Below are 20,707 nucleotides of genomic sequence, written 5' to 3' on the forward strand. Positions count from 1 at the left end.
TTTGTGGCGGGGGGGCGATTAATGTTAGTTTTATGTTTCAATTCCTGAACAAGACACCAATAGCATGGCTATTTCACGTTTCCCCCATCTGGCCCATTGGGGGGCGTTTACCGCAGTGGTCGAGGACGGCAGGTTAATCGGCTGCGAGCCCTTCGCCGGCGATCCGGACCCGTCGCCGCTGCTGGACTCCATCGCGCCGATGCTGTACTCGGACCAGCGGATCCGCCAGCCGGCGGTGCGCCGCTCCTGGCTGCAAAAAAGGGAGCGCAGCGACGGCGCGCTGCGCGGCCGGGAAGCCTTTGTCGATGTCAGCTGGGATGTGGCGCTGGACCTGATTGCCGATGAGAACCGGCGGGTGCGCGATCGCTACGGCGCGTCCGGCATTTTTACCGGCTCCTACGGCTGGTCTTCCGCCGGCCGGGTCCATCATGCCCGCTCGCTGGTCAGGCGATTTTATTTTGCCGGCGGCGGGGCGGTAGACCAGGCGGGCAACTACAGCTGGGGCGCCGCGCAGTTTTTCCTGCCGCATGTCATCGGCACCTTCAGTCCGTTAACCGGGCGCGTCACCGCGTGGCCCAGCGTGATTGCGCACTGCCAGCTGTTTATCGCCTTTGGCGGCCTGGCGCTGAAGAATGCCCAGGTTTCGTCGGGCGGCGCGGCCGAGCACACGCTGAAACCCTGGCTTAAGCAACTGGCGGCTAAAGGCACGCCGGTTATCAATATCAGTCCGACCCGTGATGATTGCCCGGCGTTCCTCCAGGCGGAGTGGATCCCCATCCGGCCGAACACCGACGTGGCGCTGATGCTGGCGCTGGCCTATGAAATCCAGCGCCTCGGCGCGCAGGATGACGCCTTTCTGGCCCGCTATTGCGTCGGATATCAACAGCTGGCCGGCTATCTGCGCGGGCAGGATGACGGCATCGGCAAAACGCCGGCCTGGGCCAGCGCCATTACCGGCATACCCGAGGCGCGCATTGCACGCCTGGCGCGCCAGCTTATCGGCGTGCGCAGTTTTATGACCTGTTCTTACGCCGTCCAGCGGGCGCACCGGGGCGAACAACCCTATTGGATGGTGATTGCCCTGTCCGCCATGCTGGGCCAGGTTGGCCTGCCGGGGGGCGGTTTTGCCTTCGGCCACGGTTCGATGAACGGCGTGGGCAATCCGCGCCTGGACGCCCAGGCGCCGACCCTGCCGCTGGGGCCGAACGCCGCCGCCGGCCTGACCATTCCCGTGGCGCGCATCGCCGATATGCTGCTCAATCCCGGCGGACATTACACCTTTCAGGGCGAGGACCGGCGCTATCCGGATATCCATATGATCCACTGGGCGGGCGGCAATCCCTTCCATCACCATCAGCAGCTTAACCGCCTGCTGGCGGGCTGGAGCAAACCCGATACCGTGGTGGTGCAGGATATCTGGTGGACGCCGGCGGCGAAGCTTGCCGATATCGTCCTGCCGGCGACCACCTCCCTTGAGCGCAACGATATCGGCGGGTCTTCGCGCGACAGTTACGTGCTGGCGATGCATAAGGCCGTGGAGCCGCGGCATCAGGCGCGTAACGATATGGATATCTTCGCCGATCTGGCCGATCGCCTGGGCTATCGCGCGGCATTTACCGGCGGACGGGACGAACAGGACTGGATAGAGCATCTCTACCGCCAAAGCGCCGAATCCCACGCCCGCGCCGGCCATGCGTGGCCGGCGTTCGCGCAATTCTGGCGGGAAGGCCATATCAAGGTGCCCGCGCCCGCGCAGGATTTTATCCTGCTGGGGGATTTTCGCCGCGACCCGCTCGCGCATCCGCTGAAAACGCCGAGCGGGCGCATCGAGCTGTTCAGCGCCGCCATCGCCGGTTTTGGTTATGCCGATTTCGCCCCGCATCCGCAATGGCAGCCGCCGGCGGAATGGCTGGGCAGCGCGCTGGCCGCAACCTATCCGCTGCATTTGATTAGCCTGCAGCCTAAAGATCGGCTGCATAGCCAGCTTGATCCCGCGCCCCTGGCCCAGGGAAATAAAACCGCCGGCAAGGAGACGCTCCATATTCATCCCGACGATGCCCGCCGCCGCGGCATCCAGGACGGCGAAATAGTGGAGGTGTATAACCAGCGCGGCCGGATCCTGGCGGGCGCCAGGCATAATGACGGGGTGGCGCCCGGCGTTATCCTCATGGCCACCGGCTCCTGGTTTTCGCCGGGACGGCATGGCGATGAGGCCGGTATTGAACAGTCCGGCAATCCCAATGCGCTGACGCTGGATATCGGCACCTCGCCGCTGACCCAGGGCCCCAACGCCATGGGTTGCCTGGTGGAAGTGCGCAGGCGGTAAGGCTGAACGCCGTCGCCGCCGCCGGCCGTGACCGCATTGTTTTAGACGGTCCGGGCGATAACCTGGCCGAATGGAATCAATGATGGGGTAAATTTTACAGTTGGTTTCATTTCGAGCGGTAATCTTGCGATTATGCGGTAGTGTAATCGGGTGACGGACTATAGAGTAGGTACTCCCAGAGGTATTGATTGGTGAGAAATCAGCATACTCTGTATGTTGAAACCATTTCAGTTGCACCAACCTACGCGGATGCGTAGGTTTTTTTTTGCCCGCGCTTTTCAGTTCCCGCCGCACGCTATTGTTATCCCGGACTTTATGTATGACCGCTTTTAGGTTGTAATACCTTTTGTGCGCCGCTTTTTTTTCTCTTCACCGGTTACCAGGCAAAAGGACCACATTATGCAACAGGCAACGTTGGTAAATGAATACGGCCAGCCTATCGGCGCCCGGCTTGCGGACTGGCAGTCCCGTCCGCTGCCGCAAAAAATTACCCTGGCCGGGCGTTTTTGCCGCCTGGAGCCGCTGGCGTTAACCCATAGCCCGGCGCTGTTCAGCGCCTGGCACAGTATCGCCGACGAACGCGACTGGACCTACTTTTCCCGCCGCCGGCCGGCGACCCCCGCCGCGTGCGATGCCCTGATCGCCGCCAATGCGGCCAGCGGCGATCCGCTGTTTTACGCGGTCATCGACCAGGCCACCGGGCTGGCGGCGGGCTCGGTGGCGCTGATGCGCATCGACCCGGCCAACGGCGTGCTGGAAATCGGCTGGGTTAACTGGTCGCCGCTGATGAAACGATCGCCCTGCGGCACCGAAGCCATCAGCCTGCTGCTAAGCTATAGCTTTGACACCCTGGGTTACCGGCGCTGCGAATGGAAATGCCATAGCCTGAACCAGCCTTCCAACCAGGCGGCCCGCCGGCTGGGGTTTCAATACGAGGGCACCTTCCGCCAGGCGGTGGTGGCCAAAGGACACAATCGCGATACCTGTTGGTATTCCATTATCGACAGCGAATGGCCGGCCGTCGGCCGGGCGTTGCGCGCCTGGCTGGATAGCGATAATTTTAGCGCCGAAGGCAGGCAAAAGCGGCCGCTGGCGGATTTCAGGTCCGCAAACCAATAAGGAGATGGTATGCTTTTTTCTGTGTTGCGCCGGCTGTTCCGGCTGCTTTATCGGGTGGAACTGGTTGGCGATACGCGGGTATTGCAGCAGCCGAAGATCATGATTACCCCGAATCATGTCTCGTTTATGGACGGTATTCTGCTGGCGCTGTTTTTGCCGGTAAAACCGGTATTCGCCATTTATTCCACGATTACCGACGTATGGTATATGCGCGTGGTAAAACGTTATGTGGATATCCTGCCGCTCGACCCCACCAAGCCGCTCAGCATTAAACAGCTTATCAAGTATGTCGGCAGCGGCCGGCCGATTGTGGTCTTCCCCGAGGGGCGCATTTCGGTCACCGGGTCGCTGATGAAAATCTACGATGGGGCGGCGTTCGTTGCGTCCCGTTCGGGCGCAACGGTGGTGCCGGTCTGGCTGGATGGGCCGGAACTGACGCCGTTCAGCCGCATGGGCGGCATCATCAAGCGCCACTGGTTTCCCAAAATCACCCTTCATCTGCAGGCCCCGGTGTCCCTGCCGATGCCCGCGGCGCCCAGGGCGCGCGATCGCCGCCGGCTGGCCGGCGAGAACCTGCATCGCATCATGATGGAGGCGCGCATGGCCTCCCGGCCCCGGCAGACGTTGTATCAGGCGCTGCTGGCGGCGGCCCGGCGCTATGGCGTCGGCAAGCCCTGCATCGAGGATATCGCCTTCAGTCCGGACAGCTATCGCGGATTATTGAAAAAAATCTTCGGCGTCAGCCGGATTCTCGAACGTTTTACCGCCCGCGGCGAGCATGTCGGCCTGCTGCTGCCCAACGCCACCATTACCGCCGCCGTTATCCTCGGCGCCGGTTTGCGCGGACGCATTCCCGCGTTGCTGAACTATACCTCCGGCGCCAGCGGCATCAACAACGCGCTTAAAGCCGCCACCATCAATACTATCGTCACTTCCCGCCAGTTCCTGGACAAAGCCAAGCTGGCCGGCCTGCCGGAACAGGTCACCGGGGCGCGCTGGGTCTATCTGGAGGATCTAAAAGATCAGGTGACGCTGCGGGATAAGCTGTGGATCCTTGGGCATTTACTGTTCCCGGACCGGGCCGAGGTGGCGCAACAGCCCGGCGACAGCGCGCTGGTGCTGTTTACCTCCGGCTCGGAAGGCACGCCGAAAGGCGTGGTCCATTCCCATGACGGCATCCTGGCCAATATCGAGCAAATCCGCACGGTGGCCGATTTCACCCCGCGTGACAAATTTATGTCGGCGCTGCCGCTGTTCCATGCGTTCGGCCTCACCGTCGGTTTGCTGACCCCGCTGCTCACCGGGGCGCGGGTGCTGCTTTATCCGAGCCCGCTGCATTATCGTATTATTCCCGAGCTGGTTTACGACCAGAACTGTACCGTGCTGTTCGGCACCTCCACCTTCCTGGCGCAGTACGGCCGTCTGGCCCACCAGTATGATTTTGCCCGGGTGCGTTATGTGGTCGCCGGGGCGGAAAAATTGTCCGAAAACACCCGCTTGCTGTGGCAGGAAAAGTTCGGCATCCGCATTCTGGAGGGGTATGGCGTCACGGAATGCGCGCCGGTGGTGGCGATCAATGTTCCGCTGGCGGCGAAGCCTCATACCGTCGGCCAGATCCTGCCGGGCATGCAGGCGCGGATCATCGCGGTGCCGGGCATTGAACAAGGCGGGCGGCTGCAGCTGCGCGGGCCCAATATCATGCGCGGCTACCTGCGGGTGGAACATCCCGGCATCCTGGAAACGCCGGCGGCCGACAACGAACAGGGGGTGCGCGAAGAGGGCTGGTACGACACCGGCGATATCGTCACCCTGGACGCCCAGGGATTTTGCGCCATCCAGGGCCGGGTAAAACGCTTTGCCAAGCTGGCCGGCGAAATGGTGTCCCTGGAAAGCGTCGAGCAACTGGCCCTGAAGGTATCGCCGGACGCACGGCACGGCGCATCCGCCAAAAACGATAAAGCCAAGGGCGAGGGCCTGGTGCTGTTTACCACCGATGCCGCGCTGACGCGGGAGAAGCTGTTCCAGCAGGCCCGGCAGGACGGTATTGCCGAAATCTACGTGCCGCGGGATATCCGCCACCTCGACGCGCTGCCGTTGCTCGGCAGCGGCAAGCCCGATTATGTAGCCTTGAAAAAAATGGCGGAAGCCACGGAGCCACAGGGATGAACCCATCTGTAACCACTCCGGCGGGCGTATTATCCCGACCGATGCTGGCGGTCATGTCCGCGCAGTTTTTTTCCGCGTTTGGCGATAATGCGCTGCTGTTCGCCACCATTGCATTGATCAAGGAACAGCAATATCCGGCGTGGAGCCAGCCGGTGCTGCAAATGTTGTTTGTCGCCGCCTATATCGTGCTGGCGCCCTTTGTCGGCCAGTTCGCCGACAATTTCGCCAAGGGCCGGGTGATGATGGCGGCTAATTCCCTGAAGCTTGCCGGCGCGCTGCTTATCTGTTTCGGTTTTAATCCGTTTATCGGTTATTGCCTGGTGGGGATTGGCGCGGCGGCCTACTCGCCGGCCAAATACGGCATTCTGGGCGAATTGACCCAGGGCGGGCAATTGGTCAAGGCCAACGGCCTGATCGAAGCCTCGACCATTGCCGCCATCCTGACCGGTTCCGTGGCCGGCGGGGTACTGGCCGACTGGCATCTGATCACGGCGCTGGCGGTCTGCGCCCTGACCTATGGCGTGGCGGTGGCGGCCAATCTGTTTATCCCGCGCCTGCCCGCGGCGCGCAAGGACAGCTCCTGGCATCCGGCGCGCATGGCGGGCCATTTCGGCACCGCCTGCCGCCTGCTCTGGCGCGACGGCTACACCCGCTTTTCCCTGATCGGCACCAGCCTGTTCTGGGGCGCCGGGGTGACCCTGCGTTTCCTGCTGGTGCTCTGGGTGCCGGTGGCGCTGGGCATTAACGATAACGCCACGCCGACCACCCTCAACGCCATGGTGGCGGTGGGCATCGTGTTCGGCGCCGGCGCCGCGGCCAGGCTGGTCACGCTTGAGACGGTACGGCGCTGCATGCCGGCGGGCATCCTGATGGGCGTGGTGGTGGTGGCGCTTTGCCTGCAACATCATTTGTTGCCGTCGTATCTGCTGCTGGCGCTGATCGGTATCCTGGGCGGCTTTTTTATCGTGCCGTTAAATGCGCTGCTGCAACAGCGCGGCAAGGAGAGCGTAGGCGCGGGCAATGCCATCGCGGTGCAGAATTTCGGCGAGAATATCGCCATGCTGCTGATGCTGGGGCTGTATTCGCTGGTGGTCAGGCTTGGCGTGCCGGCCGTGATTATCGGGGTGGGCTTCGGCGTCGTATTCGCGCTGGCGATTGCCTTGCTGTGGCTGACCACCCGCGCCGGCAAAACCGCCGGCTGAAGCCGTGGCGACACGCGGAGCGACCGATAGCGCCGCTCCGTGCGGGTTAAGGCGCCGGGATGGTAAAGCGCTGATGGATGTTTTCCAGTTCGGCGATAATCTCGTCGTTTAACGTCAGTTCCAGGCTATCGAGATTGGTCTGTAACTGTTCCAGGGAAGTGGCGCCCAGCAGGGTAGACGCCACAAACGGTTGCCGGCGCACAAACGCCAGCGCCATCTGCGCGGGGTCAATGCCGTAGCGCTGCGCCAGCGCCACATATTCGGCAATCGCCTGCTGGGTATGGGGCGCGCTGTAGCGGGTAAAGCGGCTGAACAGCGTATTGCGCGCGCCCGCCGGTTTGGCGCCATTGAGGTATTTACCGGTCAGCGTGCCGAAGGCCAGGCTGGAATAGGCCAGCAGCTCCAGCCCTTCAAACTGGCTGATTTCCGCCATGCCCACTTCAAAACTGCGGTTCAACAGGCTGTAGGGATTCTGCACCGTGACGATGCGCGGCAGATCGTGCTTTTCCGCCAACTGCAGATAACGCATGGCGCCCCAGGGTGTCTCGTTGGAGATGCCGAGATAGCGGATTTTCCCCGCCCGTACCTGCTCGGCCAGCGCTTCCAGCGTTTCGAGTATGGTTACCGCCAGTTTTTCGTCGGTGTACTGGTAATTCAGTTTGCCGAAGCAGTTAGTGGCGCGCTGCGGCCAGTGCACCTGGTAGAGATCGAGATAATCGGTGCCCAGCCGCTGCAGGCTGGCGTCCAGCGCCATGCGGATATTCTTGCGATCCAGTATCTGCTGGGGCCGGATGCCGGCATCATTGCCGCGCGTGGGGCCGGCGACCTTGCTGGCCAGGATGATTTTTTCCCGTCCGCCCCGTTGCTTAAGCCAATTGCCGATATAGGTTTCGGTCAGTCCCTGGGTTTCGGGGCGCGGCGGCACCGGATACATTTCAGCCGTGTCGATCAGATTCACCCCGGCGGCAACGGCATGATCCAGCTGCGCATGGGCATCGGCCTGCGTATTTTGCTCGCCAAAGGTCATGGTGCCCAATCCCAGAACGCTGACTTCTAGTGAACTATGGGGAATACGGTGATAATGCATTGAGGCTTGTTCCTTAATGTCTGAAAAGATCAGGCGTCAACAGGCGCCGCCCGATCAGACTATAACCAAGCCAGGGCGCGGGGAAAAGCGCAAAATGGGCGGGCGGGGATGTTTAACCGACAAGGGCGCCGAACGCTCAGCGCGCGATCATCTGCGATACCTCATCACCGTTAATCTGCATATCATTGCCCTGCTCGTCGGTATAGCGAATCAGGCCGGTGGACTTATCCAGTTTAGGTTTGCCCTGGGTCAAAATCATCCGGCCGTCCTTGGTCGCCATCACATAATCACTGGCGCAGCCCGATAGCATGACGGTGAATAACACCGCCGATACGATTGCCACTTTTTTATTCATGTTATGTCCATGTTAAGCATTGGATCAATTACGACGGGCGTGGCTGACTTTCTTATTCCTGAGAAGGTTCAGCGCCTCGACGCCCATAGAGAAAAACATCGCAAAATAAATGTAGCCTTTAGGTACATGAATATCAACGCTTTCGAGGATCAGGGTAAAGCCGATTAAAATCAGGAACGCCAGCGCCAGCATCTTGACCGAGGGATGGCGGGCGACGAACTCTCCTATCGGCCGCGCGGCGAACATCATCACGCCCACCGCGATCACCACCGCCGCCATCATGATAAACAGGTGATTGGACAGGCCGACGGCGGTGATCACCGAATCCAGGCTGAAGATAATATCCAGCAGCATGATTTGCGTGATGGCGCCGAGAAACGAACTGACATTGGTGCTTTGATCGGCTTCGCCCCCTTCCAGCGCCTGGTGGATCTCCCGGCAGGATTTCCAGATAAGGAACAATCCTCCCAGCAGCAATATCAGGTCGCGAATCGATACCTCGGTCGCGAAAACGGTAAACAACGGGTAAGTAAGGCGAATCACCCACGAAATGGACGCCAGCAGGCAAAGCCGCATGACCATGGCGCCGAACAGGCCCAGACGGCGGGCTTTGGCTTGCTGTCTCGCGGGCAGCTTGGCGACGACCAGGGAGAGAAAAATGATATTATCAATACCAAGGACGATTTCCAGAACAGTCAGTGTTCCCAGCGCCAGCCACGCATCGGGATCCACGATCCAATCAAACATTGTGATCCATTACCTAAATGTAAACGAAGCTTAAACGAATATTATAAACAGGTCCAAAGGGCAGCAGGCAAGGTAAAATGCATTTACATCAGGAAATGCCGTGCCAGCATTGGCCCGGTGAAGGTCTTTTTCAGGTAAAACCCGCGCGGTAACGTCATGATCGGCTGGCCGAATTCGCCGATGGCCCTGGTCAGCGCCCGGCTATTGGCGGCCTTGGGCCTCAACTGCAGCACCTCGCCGTGGCGCGCGGTGATATGTTCCACGCGCCCGAGTACGATTAAATCCATTAATTCCTCCCAGTCGTTTTGCAACAGCGATTCTTCCTCGGCGCTGGGACTCCACAGCAGCGGCGTGCCGATACGGCGCCGGGTGAGCGGGATCGCGCGTTCGCCTTCCACCGGTATCCACAGTACCCTGGCCAGCTTATACCTGACATGGCTGGACGCCCAGGTGACGCCGCTGTTGCCGGTCAGCGGCGCGACACAGACAAAGGTGGTTTCCAGGGGGCGGCCGCGGCTGTCGACCGGTATGGTTTTCAGTTCCACCCCGATGGCGGCAAAATCCTGCTCGGGTTTACTGCCCGCGCTGGCGCCCAGGTAACGTTCCAGCAAGACGCCGATCCAGCCTTTATCACGTTTCAGGTTGGCCGGCAGCACCAGGCCCGCGTGCGCCGCCAGTTCACCCAGATTATAGCCCGCCAGGGCGCTGGCGCGCGCCAATAGCTCTATTTCGTCCCCCGGCGGGAGGATCGGTGTGGCGATGAGGGGAAGGGTCATAAACAGTTATCCGCGTGCTGTATAAAAACTAATCGGCCGCCGGGGCCGTCCGACCCAGGATCGGCATTTAATCATCAGCCATAAATAATAGCATGATTTCACACTCTTTTTTAAGCGCCGATCGCGTTTTGCCGCCGGCGCGCCCGAGGTTGTACACCTGAAGCGGGCGACAATGAACAGGATCTTACACCATGTTATCCACAGAAGTATGGGATAAACCTGATAAACTGGCACTACTGTCACTATTTACAGCCTTGACGCCCCTGTTTTTTACAGGTTTGTACATATATCGCCGCGCTTTACAGCATAATTTGTGGATAAAATCATCATCGTCTGTTTTTTAACCTCATCGCGCGCAACCGGTGGACAGGCGGATCCCGCACGATCGTTCCCACTGCGGGATCCGGCAACAGGCGATTGAAAATCATTGTGTTTTCCCGCGGCGCGTTTTGCAAAGCCGGCGCGCGGCGAAAAGTTTTCCCTCTTTAACCCAGTGTTCTGCACATACCTATCCACAGAAAAAGTGAATAAAAGCACCGGCAGTTATCCCCGGCTGTTGATAACCATGCCGCATCCGGACGCCATTCGACGTCCAGGAAGTCGGACATTCCTTAAAAGCAGTGGTTTACCGTATTGAGCGAGTGTGAAACAATCAGGCTATCTTGCATTTTATGTAATCGAGGTAGTCCGGTGATCGATGATGATGGCTACCGCCCGAATGTTGGTATTGTGATCTGTAATCGTGATGGGCAGGTGGTATGGGCCAGGAGATATGGGCAGCACTCATGGCAGTTTCCCCAGGGCGGCATTAATCCCGGCGAAACCGCGGAACAGGCCATGTACCGTGAACTGTACGAAGAGGTCGGGCTGAGCCGTAAGGATGTGCGCATACTGGCCTCCACCCGTAACTGGTTGCGTTACAAGCTGCCGAAGCGTCTGGTACGCTGGGACACCAAGCCGGTTTGTATCGGCCAGAAGCAAAAATGGTTCCTGCTGCAGCTCATGTGCCCGGACGCCGATATCAATATGCAGCGCGGGGGCACCCCTGAGTTCGACGGCTGGCGCTGGGTCAGTTTCTGGTACCCGGTGCGCCAGGTGGTTTCTTTTAAGCGGGACGTTTACCGCCGGGTAATGAAAGAGTTTTCTACTATTGTCATGCCGTTGCAGGAAAGCGCTGTGCAACGGACTCTCCCAGGCTACAGACGGAAGAGGGGTTAAGCCACGCAGAATATGCTCACGCGCTTGCGGGAAATCGTTGAAAAGGTCGCTGCCGCGCCGCGCCTGTCGGATACGCTGGAAATTCTGGTCAATGAGACCTGTCTGGCGATGGATACCGAAGTCTGTTCGGTTTATCTGGCCGATAACGATCGCCGCTGCTACTACCTGATGGCCACGCGTGGTTTGCAAAAACCGCGCGGGCGCACCATCACGCTGGCTTTCGACCAGGGGATCGTCGGGCTGGTGGGCCGCCTGGCGGAGCCCATCAACCTGGCCGATGCCCATAACCATCCCAGCTTCCAGTACATTCCGGCGGTAAAAGAAGAGCGTTTCCGCTCCTTCCTCGGCGTGCCGATTATCCACCGCCGCCAGCTGCTGGGCGTATTGGTGGTGCAGCAGCGCGAACATCGGCAGTTCGACGAAAGCGAAGAATCCTTTATGGTGACGCTGGCCACGCAAATGGCCGGTATTTTGTCGCAATCCCAGCTCAACGCGCTGTTCGGCCAATACCGCCAGACGCGCATCCGCGCGCTGGCCGCCGCCCCCGGCGTGGCGATAGCCCAGGGGTGGGTGGACAACAGCCAGCCTTCGCTCGATCAGGTTTTTCAAGCTTCGTCGCTGGACAGCGCGCGCGAGCGCGAGCGCCTGACGCTCGCCCTCGGCGAAGCGGCGGCGGAGTTCCGCCGTTTTAGCAAGCGTTTCACCGCCAATGCGCAAAAAGACAGCGCGGCGATTTTCGATCTTTACTCCCATTTGCTTAACGACGCGCGCTTAAAGCGTGAGCTGTTTGCGCGAATCGATGCCGGCGCCATGGCCGAATGGGCGGTAAAACAAGTTATCGAGCTGTTCGCCGAGCAGTTCGCGCAGTTGAATGACAGCTATATGCGCGAGCGCGCCGGCGATTTACGCGCCCTCGGGCAACGCCTGCTGTTTCATCTGGGCGATAACATCCAGGGCGAGACGCCCTGGCCGTCGCGTTTTATCCTGGTGGCCGATGAGCTGAGCGCCACACTGCTGGCCGAGATGCCGCAGGACAAAATGGTGGGCGTGGTGGTCAGGGACGGCGCCGCCAATTCCCATGCCGCCATCCTGGTGCGGGCCATGGGCATCCCAACCGTTATGGGCGCCGATATCCAGCCGGCGCTGCTAAACCAGCGGCTGTTGGTGGTGGACGGTTATCGCGGCGAGCTGCTGGTGGATCCCGAACCGGTGCTGGTGCAAGAGTACCAGCGTTTAATCAGCGAGGAAAAACAGCTCAGCCGCCTGGCGGAAGACGATGTGGAACAGCCGGCGACCATGAAAAGCGGCGAGCGCATCCAGGTGATGCTTAACGCCGGCCTGAGCGCCGGACATGAACAGCGTCTGGGCAATCGCGTGGACGGCGTCGGCCTCTACCGCACCGAAATTCCGTTTATGCTGCAAAGCGGATTTCCGTCCGAGGATGAACAGGTCGCGCAATACCAGGGCATGTTGCAGCTGTTCCCGGCCAAGCCGGTGACGCTGCGCACGCTGGATGTCGGCTCGGATAAGCAACTGCCCTATATGGCGCCGCTTAATGAGGAAAACCCCTGCCTGGGCTGGCGCGGTATCCGCATCACGCTCGATCAACCGGAAATTTTCCTCATCCAGGTGCGCGCCATGCTGCGGGCCAACGCGGCTACCGGTAATCTCAGTATCCTGCTGCCGATGATCACAAGCGTCGACGAAATCGACGAGGCGCGGCGCCTCATCGACCGCGCCGGGCGCGAGGTGGAGGACATGCTGGGGTACGCGCTGCCGCCGCTGCGCATCGGGGTGATGATTGAAGTGCCCGCCATGGTGTTTATGCTGCCGCTGTTGATCAACCGGGTGGATTTTGTCTCGGTGGGCAGTAATGACCTGACCCAGTACCTGCTGGCGGTGGATCGCAACAATACCCGGGTGGCGGCCATGTACGACAGCCTGCATCCGGCCATGCTGCAGGTATTGGTGAAAATCGTCGCCGAGTGCCGCCTGCTGGGGCTCGATTGCAGCCTGTGCGGCGAAATGGCCGGCGACCCCATGGGCGCGCTGCTGCTGGCCGGCATGGGTTATCGCACCCTCAGCATGAATGGACGCAGCGTCGCCCGCATCAAATACCTGCTGCGTAATGTGGAGCTCGGCGACGCCGTTACCCTGGTGGAACGGGTGCTCACCGCGCAAAATGCCATCGATGTGCGTCATCAGGTGGCGGCGTTTCTGGAGCGCCGCGGGCTGGGCGGTCTTATCCGCGGCGGCAGGTAGGACGGCCGGCGGCGCAACCCGATATTAAAAACGCGTAAATTTTCCGTCGCCCCGCCGCGAACATTAGGCCGCTATGCTATGATATGCCGCCATCGGACGAACCAGGCGCACGGCGACGCAACGCTTTTTCGTGACCGAACGGCCTGCCGCCCCGTCGCACCGACGCGGTGAAAATGACTTAAATCGTGGTGATGAATGACAATGAATTATCTGGCCTTCCCGCAGTTTGACCCGGTGATTTTTTCCGTGGGACCGGTGTCGCTCCATTGGTACGGCCTGATGTACCTGGTCGGTTTCGTCTTTGCCATGTGGCTGGCGGTGCGCCGCGCCAACCGGCCCGGCAGCGGCTGGACCAAGGATGAAGTGGAGAATCTGCTGTATGCCGGGTTCCTGGGCGTGTTCCTGGGCGGACGCATCGGCTATGTGCTGTTCTATAACCTGCCGCAGTTCCTCGAGAATCCGCTTTATCTGTTTAAGGTATGGGACGGCGGCATGTCGTTCCATGGCGGCCTGATGGGCGTTATTATCGTGATGCTGTGGTTTGCCCACCGCACCAAACGCCATTTCTTCCAGGTGGCGGATTTTATCGCCCCGATGATCCCCTTCGGCCTGGGCGCCGGCCGGCTGGGCAATTTTATCAACGGCGAACTTTGGGGGCGCGTAACGACGGATACCCCGTGGGCGATGCTGTTTCCCAGCTCGCGCGCCGAGGATCTGGCCCTGCTGCCTTCGCATCCGCAATGGCAGGCGCTGTTTAACCAGTATGGCGTATTGCCCCGCCATCCCTCGCAAATTTATGAGCTGCTGCTTGAAGGCGTGGTGCTGTTTATCATCCTGAATGTGTTTATCCGCAAGCCGCGCCCGCTGGGCAGCGTCTCCGGCCTGTTTCTGATGGGGTACGGCGCGTTTCGCATTATCGTGGAGTTTTTCCGCCAGCCCGACGCGCAGCTCGGATTATTCGACGATGCCATCAGCATGGGGCAAATCCTGTCGTTGCCGATGATTATCGCCGGTCTGATTATGTTTATCTGGGCCTACCGCCGCCGCCCCCAGCAACAACTGTCCTGAGGTCACATGAAACAGTATTTGGAACTGATGCGCCTGGTTCGGCATCAAGGCACGCCGAAAGCCGATCGCACCGGCACCGGCACCTTATCGATTTTCGGCCATCAGATGCGCTTTAACCTGCAGCAGGGTTTTCCGCTGGTCACCACCAAACGCTGCCACCTGCGCTCGATCATTTATGAGCTGCTGTGGTTTCTCAACGGCGATACCCAGGTGGATTATCTGCACGAGCACAACGTGTCTATTTGGGACGAGTGGGCGGATAAGGACGGCAATCTTGGCCCGGTGTACGGTAAGCAATGGCGCGCCTGGGGCGCGGCGGACGGCCGCCGGATCGATCAGCTGAGCCGGGTGATCGAGCAGTTGCGCCAGGACCCCGACTCACGGCGCATTATCGTTTCCGCCTGGAATGTGGGCGAGCTGGATCAGATGGCGCTGGCGCCTTGCCATGCCTTGTTCCAGTTTTATGTCGCGGACGGTACGCTGTCCTGCCAGCTTTACCAGCGCTCATGCGATATTTTCCTCGGCCTGCCGTTTAATATCGCCAGCTACGCGCTGCTGGTGCATATGGTGGCGCAGCAGTGCGACCTGCGGGTGGGGGATTTTGTCTGGACCGGCGGCGATACCCATCTTTACAGCAATCATCTGGAGCAGGCCGACCTGCAGCTGACGCGCGCGCCGCGTGAACTGCCGCGCCTGGTGATCAAGCGTAAGCCCGCGTCGCTGTTCGACTACCGTTTTGAGGATTTTGATATCCAGGGTTACGACCCGTATCCGCCAATCAAGGCGCCCGTGGCAATCTGATATTGCGCGCCCGTTAACACGTCTGCTTTGCAAGGGAGGTTAACGGGCCTGCCGCGCCGTGGGGCGCCATAGTTTTGTTATGCTCCCCGCAATATTTTGTCTGTTTGCACCTCTCCCCTAAATCCCTGCGACAGCCCGTCGCACTTTGCGTCTTACCCGGTAGCGCGGCGGGATGGATAGCCGCTATCCTGCGGTGCATGAAAATTCCCAACCTGTCACAGCGGGGCTATACCCTGATTGAAATGATGCTGGTGCTGGCCTTGACGGCGATGCTGGCGCTGTCGGGCACGTTTGTCTGGCGGCATTACCAGCATAAATCCCAGCTCGAACACGCGGCGCGCCAGATAGCGGATTTCATGCAGCGTTTACAGTGCCGGGCCGCCTGGGGCAATCATCATTATCGCATCAGGGTGCGAACCGGCCTGGACTGGTCGCTGGAGGCGCGTGGGGACGCGCAGGCGCGCCCTATGCCGGCGCCGGCAATGACCTTGCGGCGGCAGGCGTCCGCCGGGAGTATCCGGCTGGAAATTTCCACGCCCGGCTACCTTACCCTGGCGGGACTGCGCAATACCGCCACGCCGGCCCACCTGACGCTCAGCAACCCGGCGGGCAGGATCAGGGTTATCCTGTCTGGCAAGGGGCGGGTCAGGGTGTGCAGCGAGCACGGCCGCTGGGCGGGGATCGGGCCGTGCTAAACCGGGCGCAGCGGGGGGCGGGCCTGGCGGAAACCCTGGGCGCCCTGGCGGTGGTGTCCCTGCTGCTGCTGGCCGGCCTGCGGCTGTTGCCGCTATTGCATCGCCTCAGCCACGGCGGCATGCAACAGGCCAGGCTGGTTCGGCAGATTGATTACAGCCTGCTGGCCATGGAAAAAGATTTGCGCCGCGCCGGTCATTGCCGGCCGCCCTGCGCACGGTCCGGCGTCGTGCTGGGGCAGCGACGCGGCGAGCGTGAAAATTCCTGCCTGATCGTCAGTTACGCCTTTTATCCGACCGGGGCCAGAACGGCGGGAGGCCGCGTCGTCAACGATACCTTCGGCTACCGTTTGCATCGCGGCGCCTTGGAAACCCAGCGCGGCGTCAGGCATTGCGACGAGGCGGGCTGGGCCAATATGCACGATCCCCGGCAGGTGCGGATAACACGGCTCAGGTTTGAACCGGTGGCGGCCCATGCATGGCGGATCACGCTGCATGGCGTGCAAAGCGATCGTCCCGGCGGCGGGTATCGGACCAGCCGGATCGTTGTCGGGCGTAATGGATGAATACTCAATCGCAGCGGGGCGGCGGTTCCCTGGCGGCGCTGCTGGCCGTATTGTTTACCGGCATGGCGGCTCTGGCGGCGTGGCAGCGTTTTATGGATGCTTCCCTGGCGTTGATTGCCGATGAACAGCATTACCTGAGCGCTTTTCATCAGGCCGAATCCGCGCTGTCGTGGGGAACCGGCCAGTGCTGGCGGGGGGAGGACGGGCAATGCCTGCGGCCGCCGGGCGGAAATTTCCAGGCCTGCCTGCTGGCGGGGGCGGGCGGCAGATGGATACTGCGCGGCCACGGCGATGGTGTAGCCGAACCGGTGTATCTGTACCGCGTGGTGGCGATGCGCCCTGCGGGGCAGTTGGGGGACGGCGCAACATCATGGCGTCTGACGCCGCTGCCCGCGGGCTGGCTGGACTACCACCCGGGCTGAATCCTTTGCGAGGTGTAATGAAAAGCTATCATCAGCGGGGGCACGGCATGCCGGAAGCATTAATGGCGGTACTGTTGTTTTCGCTGGTGGCGCTGTTTATGCTGCACTATCTGCAGCGGCTGGCGAACCGGCAGGAGGATGTGCGCCAGTACCGCCAGGCGTTGACGCTCAGCCACCAGGCGTTGGAAGGATATCGCCTGCCAAGCCTGCGGCTGTACGCGGGTCAGTGCCGGGGTCGCAACCGCGCGCGGGCAACGGGCAACGCTGTGCGAATGGTTTTGTTTGCCCGTGGATGCGAAGCGACGTGGGGGTGATACCGTCGATGGCGGGTGATCAACGCTTGTTTTCAGCGCGAATACCGCTAGAGTGTCGGCATGAGTAACACCCGTTGGGTCAGGCGAAAGGGGGCGGCATGTTTACGGTGTACCATTCAAACCAGCTGGATTTGCTTAAAGCGCTGGCCGCCGCGCTGATCGAGGGGCGTCCGCTGCGCGATCCGTTCCAGCCGGAGGTGATCCTGGTGCAAAGCTCCGGCATGGCCCAATGGATGCAGATGGCGCTGGCGGCGCGGTTCGGCATTTCCGCCAATATCGAATTTCCCTTGCCGGCAAGCTTTATCTGGCAAATGTTCACCCGCGTATTGCCGGATATCCCGCAGGAGAGCGCGTTCTCCAAGGATGCCATGACCTGGAAACTGATGGCATTGCTGCCAAAGCTGTGCCAGCAGCCCGGGTTCGAGGTGATCTGCCAGTACCTTAAGGATGACGGCGACCGGCGTAAATGTTTCCAGTTTGCCGCCCGTATCGCGGATCTTTTCGATCAATACCTGGTCTTCAGGCCGGACTGGCTGGAGCGCTGGCAGCGCGCAGAGCCGGTGCCGGACCTGGGCGATGCCCAGTCCTGGCAAGCCCCCCTGTGGCGGGAACTGGTGGCGTTCACCGACCGGGCCGGGCAATCTCCCTGGCATCGCGCCAACCTCTACACGCGGTTTATCCAGACGCTGGAAGAGGCGGCCGAATGTCCGCCGGGCCTGCCCGAACGCGTATTTATCTGCGGCATTTCCGCCTTGCCCCCCACCTATCTACAGGCGTTGCAGGCGCTGGGGCGCCATATCGACATTCATCTGCTTTTCACCAACCCTTGCCGCTATTATTGGGGCGATATCCGCGATTACGCCTTCCTGGCCAAGTTGCAAAACCGCAAACGCACCCATTACCGGGAGCCACGGGAACAGGGCCTTTTCCGCCGGCCGGCGGAGGCCGGGGCGCTGTTCAACGACGCGGGAGAACAGCAGGTCGGCAATCCTCTGCTGGCTTCCTGGGGTAAACTGGGCCGCGATAACCTGTATCTGCTGGCCCAACTGGAGGGCGTCCAGGAAGTAGACGCCTTTGTCGACCCGCCGGACGACGGCCTGCTATCCACCCTGCAGCGCGACATACTGGAACTGGAAGATCATGCCGTGGTCGGCATGACCCGCGAGACGCTGGAGAACAGCCGGACAAAACGGCTGCTGCAGCCCTCCGATCGTTCCCTCAGCCTGCATGTCTGCCACAGTCCGCAGCGCGAGGTGGAAGTGCTGCACGATCGGCTGCTGGCGATGATCGGCGACGATCCCAGCCTGTCGCCCCGCGACATTATCGTCATGGTGGCGGATATCGATCGTTATACGCCCGCGATCCAGGCGGTATTCGGTCATGCCGGCAGCGGGCGCTATCTGCCGTTTGCCATTTCCGACCGGCGCGCGCGCCATATCCATCCGGCGCTGCCGGCGTTTTTGTCCTTGCTGGAGCTGCCGCAAAGCCGCTTCGCCGCCGAACAGGTGCTGGCGCTGCTTGAGGTGCCGGCGGTGGCGGCGCGTTTTTCGATTAACGAGGACGGGCAGAAGTTGCTGCGGCAATGGGTCGCCGAGTCGGGCATCCGCTGGGGCCTGGACGACGATAATATCCGCGAGCTGATGCTGCCCGCCACCGGCCAGCATACCTGGCAATTCGGGCTGACGCGCATGCTGCTGGGGTACGCCATGGACAGCCATAGCGGGGACTGGCGAGGTATTCTGCCTTACGACGAATCAAGCGGGCTGATTGCGGAACTGGTGGGCCATCTGGCGGAATTGCTGGCGCAGCTCAGGCGCTGGCGGGACATCCTGCGGGAACCGCGCGACCTGGCCGGATGGCTGCCCTGTTGCCGGGAACTGGCGGCGGACTTTTTCCTGCCGGACAGCGAGACCGAAGCCGCGCTGGCCCTGCTGGAAACCCAATGGCAGGAGATCCTGCAATTCGGCCTGCAGGCTGCCTATGACGAACCCTTGTCGATCACGCTGCTGCGCGACGAATTATCCGCCCGGCTGGATCAGCAGCGCGTCAGCCAGCGCTTCCTGGCGGGCACGATTAATTTTTGCACGCTGATGCCCATGCGATCCATCCCTTTCAAGGTTGTGTGCCTGCTGGGCATGAACGACGGCGTCTATCCGCGTTCGCTGCCGCCGCTGGGGTTCGATTTAATGGCCGGCCAGGCGAGACGGGGCGACCGCAGCCGCCGCGACGATGACCGCTACCTGTTCCTGGAAGCATTGCTGTCGGCCCAGCAGCGTTTTTACATCAGTTTTATCGGCCGTTCGATCCAGGATAACAGTCAACGCTATCCGTCGGTGCTGGTCAGCGAATTGATCGAGTATGTCGCGCAGAGTTTTTACCTGCCGGGGGATGAGGCGGTGGATGTGGACACCAGCGCCGCCCGGGTCAGCGCGCATCTGTGCCAGTGGCACAGCCGCATGCCGTTTGCCGCCGAGAATTTTATCAAGGATACCGAACAGCAAAGTTTTGCCGCGGAGTGGCTGCCCGCCGCCAGCGCGGGCGGCAAGCCCCATCCCGAGTTTACCCGTCCGCTGGACCCGCAGCCGGTTACCCTGCTGGCGTTTGATGTGCTGAAACGGTTTTACGGCCACCCGGTGCGCGCCTATTTCCAGCAGCGTCTGGGCGTCTATTTCCGCCTGGAAGAAACCGAGCTGTCCGCCGACGAGCCGTTTGTCGTCGAAGGCCTGGACCGCTACCAGCTTAACGACCAACTGCTTAATACGCTTATCGCCGGGGAAGATCCCGACCGGCTTTACCGTACCTTCAGGGCGGCCGGATACCTGCCCTACGGCGCATTCGGCGAACTGTATTGGGCCAAACAGCGCGATGAAATGGCCCTGCTGGCTGAAACGGTGCGCGAACAACGCCGTGATGGGGCGCAAAGCATCGAGATAAGCCTGATGCTGGGCGACGCCGAACTGAGCGGCTGGCTGCCCCAGACGCAGAGCGACGGCTTGCTGCGCTGGCGTCCGGGCGTTTTATCGATGAAAGACGGCATGGCGCTGTGGCTGGAGCATCTGGCATGGTGCGCCATGGGCGGCGGCGGGGAGAGCCGCATGTACGGCACCAAGGGCCAGTGGCGTTTTGCCGCGTTGGCGCCGGAGCAGGCGAAAGCGTTTTTACTGACGCTGGTGACGGGGTATGGCCAGGGCATGAGCACGCCGCTGCTATTATTACACCGCGCCGGCGGCGCATGGCTGGCACAAAGCTACGACCACGGTACGGGCGCCATTGATTGGGGGGAATCCTGCCAGCTCCAGGCGCGCGATAAGCTGATGCAGGCCTGGCAAGGGGACGGCTACACGCCCGGCGAGGGACAAGACCCCTACCTGCAGCGGCTGATGCGGCAACTCAACGCGCCGCATGTCGAGGCGATTATCCAGGCGGCGCAAACTTACCTGCTGGCGCCGTTCAGCCTCAATCTGGCGGAAGCCGAAAAGGCACGACGGGGGAAAAAAAGCACGTTAAGCTAACAACACCGGCGATAGTCGGTAAATACATCGCGAAATAAGCGAAGAGGCCATGGCCGGCCCTTCAGGGTTGTTGG

17 protein-coding genes are annotated in these 20,707 nt (G+C 61.1%); 13 read left to right on the forward strand and 4 right to left on the reverse strand.

Going from position 1 to position 20,707, the window contains the following annotated elements:
* Positions 1 to 64 precede the first annotated feature (64 nt).
* The 4 genes from ACL2XG_RS20905 (at position 65) to lplT (ending at position 6,813) form a co-directional block, all read left to right on the forward strand.
* Positions 65 to 2,326: a molybdopterin-dependent oxidoreductase gene (locus ACL2XG_RS20905; RefSeq protein WP_413721349.1), complete on the forward strand. Its 2,262-nt coding sequence runs from the start codon at positions 65 to 67 to the stop codon at positions 2,324 to 2,326.
* Between the two features lie 399 nt (positions 2,327 to 2,725).
* A complete protein-coding gene (locus ACL2XG_RS20910; protein ID WP_410013671.1) occupies positions 2,726 to 3,445 on the forward strand; it encodes a GNAT family N-acetyltransferase in 720 nt (239 codons plus the stop codon).
* Between the two features lie 9 nt (positions 3,446 to 3,454).
* Positions 3,455 to 5,611, forward strand: coding sequence for a bifunctional acyl-ACP--phospholipid O-acyltransferase/long-chain-fatty-acid--ACP ligase (aas, locus tag ACL2XG_RS20915; RefSeq protein WP_413721348.1), 2,157 nt, complete (start codon positions 3,455 to 3,457; stop codon positions 5,609 to 5,611).
* Positions 5,608 to 6,813 (forward strand): lysophospholipid transporter LplT, encoded by a 1,206-nt coding sequence (lplT, locus tag ACL2XG_RS20920; RefSeq protein WP_410013673.1) that lies wholly within the window; start codon positions 5,608 to 5,610, stop codon positions 6,811 to 6,813. The genes aas and lplT overlap by 4 nt, the downstream gene beginning before the upstream one ends.
* 46 nt (positions 6,814 to 6,859) lie before the next feature.
* Here the strand turns inward: lplT and ACL2XG_RS20925 are convergent, their stop codons facing one another.
* The 4 genes from ACL2XG_RS20925 to mutH all read right to left on the reverse strand — a co-directional run bounded on the left by ACL2XG_RS20925 (position 6,860) and on the right by mutH (position 9,778).
* On the reverse strand, positions 6,860 to 7,900 hold the full coding sequence (locus ACL2XG_RS20925; protein ID WP_413721347.1) for an NADP(H)-dependent aldo-keto reductase: 1,041 nt from the start codon (positions 7,898 to 7,900) through the stop codon (positions 6,860 to 6,862).
* Positions 7,901 to 8,036: 136 nt separating this feature from the next.
* Positions 8,037 to 8,255, reverse strand: coding sequence for a YgdI/YgdR family lipoprotein (locus ACL2XG_RS20930; protein ID WP_413721346.1), 219 nt, complete (start codon positions 8,253 to 8,255; stop codon positions 8,037 to 8,039).
* 24 nt (positions 8,256 to 8,279) lie between these two features.
* Entirely contained in the window at positions 8,280 to 9,002 is a 723-nt protein-coding gene (locus ACL2XG_RS20935) for a TerC family protein (protein ID WP_410013676.1), read from the reverse strand.
* 83 nt (positions 9,003 to 9,085) lie between these two features.
* Entirely contained in the window at positions 9,086 to 9,778 is a 693-nt protein-coding gene (gene mutH / locus ACL2XG_RS20940; RefSeq protein WP_413721345.1) for a DNA mismatch repair endonuclease MutH, read from the reverse strand.
* Between the two features lie 690 nt (positions 9,779 to 10,468).
* Between mutH and rppH the strand changes: the two genes are divergently transcribed.
* The 9 genes from rppH to recC all read left to right on the forward strand — a co-directional run bounded on the left by rppH (position 10,469) and on the right by recC (position 20,633).
* On the forward strand, positions 10,469 to 10,996 hold the full coding sequence (gene rppH, locus ACL2XG_RS20945; protein WP_410013678.1) for an RNA pyrophosphohydrolase: 528 nt from the start codon (positions 10,469 to 10,471) through the stop codon (positions 10,994 to 10,996).
* 12 nt (positions 10,997 to 11,008) lie between these two features.
* Complete coding sequence (gene ptsP / locus ACL2XG_RS20950) at positions 11,009 to 13,258, forward strand: phosphoenolpyruvate--protein phosphotransferase (protein ID WP_410013679.1); 2,250 nt, start codon at positions 11,009 to 11,011, stop codon at positions 13,256 to 13,258.
* A gap of 195 nt (positions 13,259 to 13,453) precedes the next feature.
* Complete coding sequence (gene lgt / locus ACL2XG_RS20955) at positions 13,454 to 14,326, forward strand: prolipoprotein diacylglyceryl transferase (RefSeq protein ID WP_410013680.1); 873 nt, start codon at positions 13,454 to 13,456, stop codon at positions 14,324 to 14,326.
* Between the two features lie 6 nt (positions 14,327 to 14,332).
* The gene (thyA, locus tag ACL2XG_RS20960) at positions 14,333 to 15,127 is read left to right on the forward strand and encodes a thymidylate synthase (protein ID WP_410013681.1); all 795 of its coding nucleotides are present in this window, start codon (positions 14,333 to 14,335) and stop codon (positions 15,125 to 15,127) included.
* Positions 15,128 to 15,324: 197 nt separating this feature from the next.
* Positions 15,325 to 15,822, forward strand: a complete 498-nt coding sequence (locus ACL2XG_RS20965) for a prepilin-type N-terminal cleavage/methylation domain-containing protein (RefSeq protein WP_410013682.1) — start codon at positions 15,325 to 15,327, stop codon at positions 15,820 to 15,822.
* The gene (locus ACL2XG_RS20970) at positions 15,780 to 16,385 is read left to right on the forward strand and encodes a prepilin peptidase-dependent protein (protein ID WP_413723565.1); all 606 of its coding nucleotides are present in this window, start codon (positions 15,780 to 15,782) and stop codon (positions 16,383 to 16,385) included. The genes ACL2XG_RS20965 and ACL2XG_RS20970 overlap by 43 nt, the downstream gene beginning before the upstream one ends.
* Complete coding sequence (locus ACL2XG_RS20975) at positions 16,382 to 16,807, forward strand: DUF2509 family protein (RefSeq protein WP_413721343.1); 426 nt, start codon at positions 16,382 to 16,384, stop codon at positions 16,805 to 16,807. Before ACL2XG_RS20970 ends, ACL2XG_RS20975 begins: the two co-directional genes overlap by 4 nt.
* A 17-nt stretch (positions 16,808 to 16,824) precedes the next feature.
* The gene (locus ACL2XG_RS20980; RefSeq protein ID WP_413721342.1) at positions 16,825 to 17,121 is read left to right on the forward strand and encodes a type IV pilus modification PilV family protein; all 297 of its coding nucleotides are present in this window, start codon (positions 16,825 to 16,827) and stop codon (positions 17,119 to 17,121) included.
* 98 nt (positions 17,122 to 17,219) lie between these two features.
* The gene (gene recC, locus ACL2XG_RS20985; protein ID WP_413721341.1) at positions 17,220 to 20,633 is read left to right on the forward strand and encodes an exodeoxyribonuclease V subunit gamma; all 3,414 of its coding nucleotides are present in this window, start codon (positions 17,220 to 17,222) and stop codon (positions 20,631 to 20,633) included.
* Positions 20,634 to 20,707: the final 74 nt, after the last annotated feature.

This window comes from Sodalis sp. RH24 (assembly GCF_047324145.1).
Taxonomy (GTDB): Bacteria; Pseudomonadota; Gammaproteobacteria; order Enterobacterales; family Enterobacteriaceae; genus Acerihabitans.

Excerpts from the sequence above, each read along its gene's own strand:
- ACL2XG_RS20905 (WP_413721349.1), top strand. The coding sequence starts at position 65 with ATGGCTATTTCACGTTTCCCCCATCTGGCCCATTGGGGGGCGTTTACC.
- ACL2XG_RS20975 (WP_413721343.1), top strand. The coding sequence starts at position 16,382 with ATGAATACTCAATCGCAGCGGGGCGGCGGTTCCCTGGCGGCGCTGCTG.
- ACL2XG_RS20910 (WP_410013671.1), top strand. The coding sequence starts at position 2,726 with ATGCAACAGGCAACGTTGGTAAATGAATACGGCCAGCCTATCGGCGCC.
- ACL2XG_RS20935 (WP_410013676.1), bottom strand. The coding sequence starts at position 9,002 with ATGTTTGATTGGATCGTGGATCCCGATGCGTGGCTGGCGCTGGGAACA.
- recC (WP_413721341.1), top strand. The coding sequence starts at position 17,220 with ATGTTTACGGTGTACCATTCAAACCAGCTGGATTTGCTTAAAGCGCTG.
- aas (WP_413721348.1), top strand. The coding sequence starts at position 3,455 with ATGCTTTTTTCTGTGTTGCGCCGGCTGTTCCGGCTGCTTTATCGGGTG.
- thyA (WP_410013681.1), top strand. The coding sequence starts at position 14,333 with ATGAAACAGTATTTGGAACTGATGCGCCTGGTTCGGCATCAAGGCACG.
- lplT (WP_410013673.1), top strand. The coding sequence starts at position 5,608 with ATGAACCCATCTGTAACCACTCCGGCGGGCGTATTATCCCGACCGATG.
- ACL2XG_RS20965 (WP_410013682.1), top strand. The coding sequence starts at position 15,325 with ATGAAAATTCCCAACCTGTCACAGCGGGGCTATACCCTGATTGAAATG.
- ACL2XG_RS20925 (WP_413721347.1), bottom strand. The coding sequence starts at position 7,900 with ATGCATTATCACCGTATTCCCCATAGTTCACTAGAAGTCAGCGTTCTG.
- ACL2XG_RS20930 (WP_413721346.1), bottom strand. The coding sequence starts at position 8,255 with ATGAATAAAAAAGTGGCAATCGTATCGGCGGTGTTATTCACCGTCATG.
- ptsP (WP_410013679.1), top strand. The coding sequence starts at position 11,009 with ATGCTCACGCGCTTGCGGGAAATCGTTGAAAAGGTCGCTGCCGCGCCG.
- ACL2XG_RS20980 (WP_413721342.1), top strand. The coding sequence starts at position 16,825 with ATGAAAAGCTATCATCAGCGGGGGCACGGCATGCCGGAAGCATTAATG.
- mutH (WP_413721345.1), bottom strand. The coding sequence starts at position 9,778 with ATGACCCTTCCCCTCATCGCCACACCGATCCTCCCGCCGGGGGACGAA.
- lgt (WP_410013680.1), top strand. The coding sequence starts at position 13,454 with ATGACAATGAATTATCTGGCCTTCCCGCAGTTTGACCCGGTGATTTTT.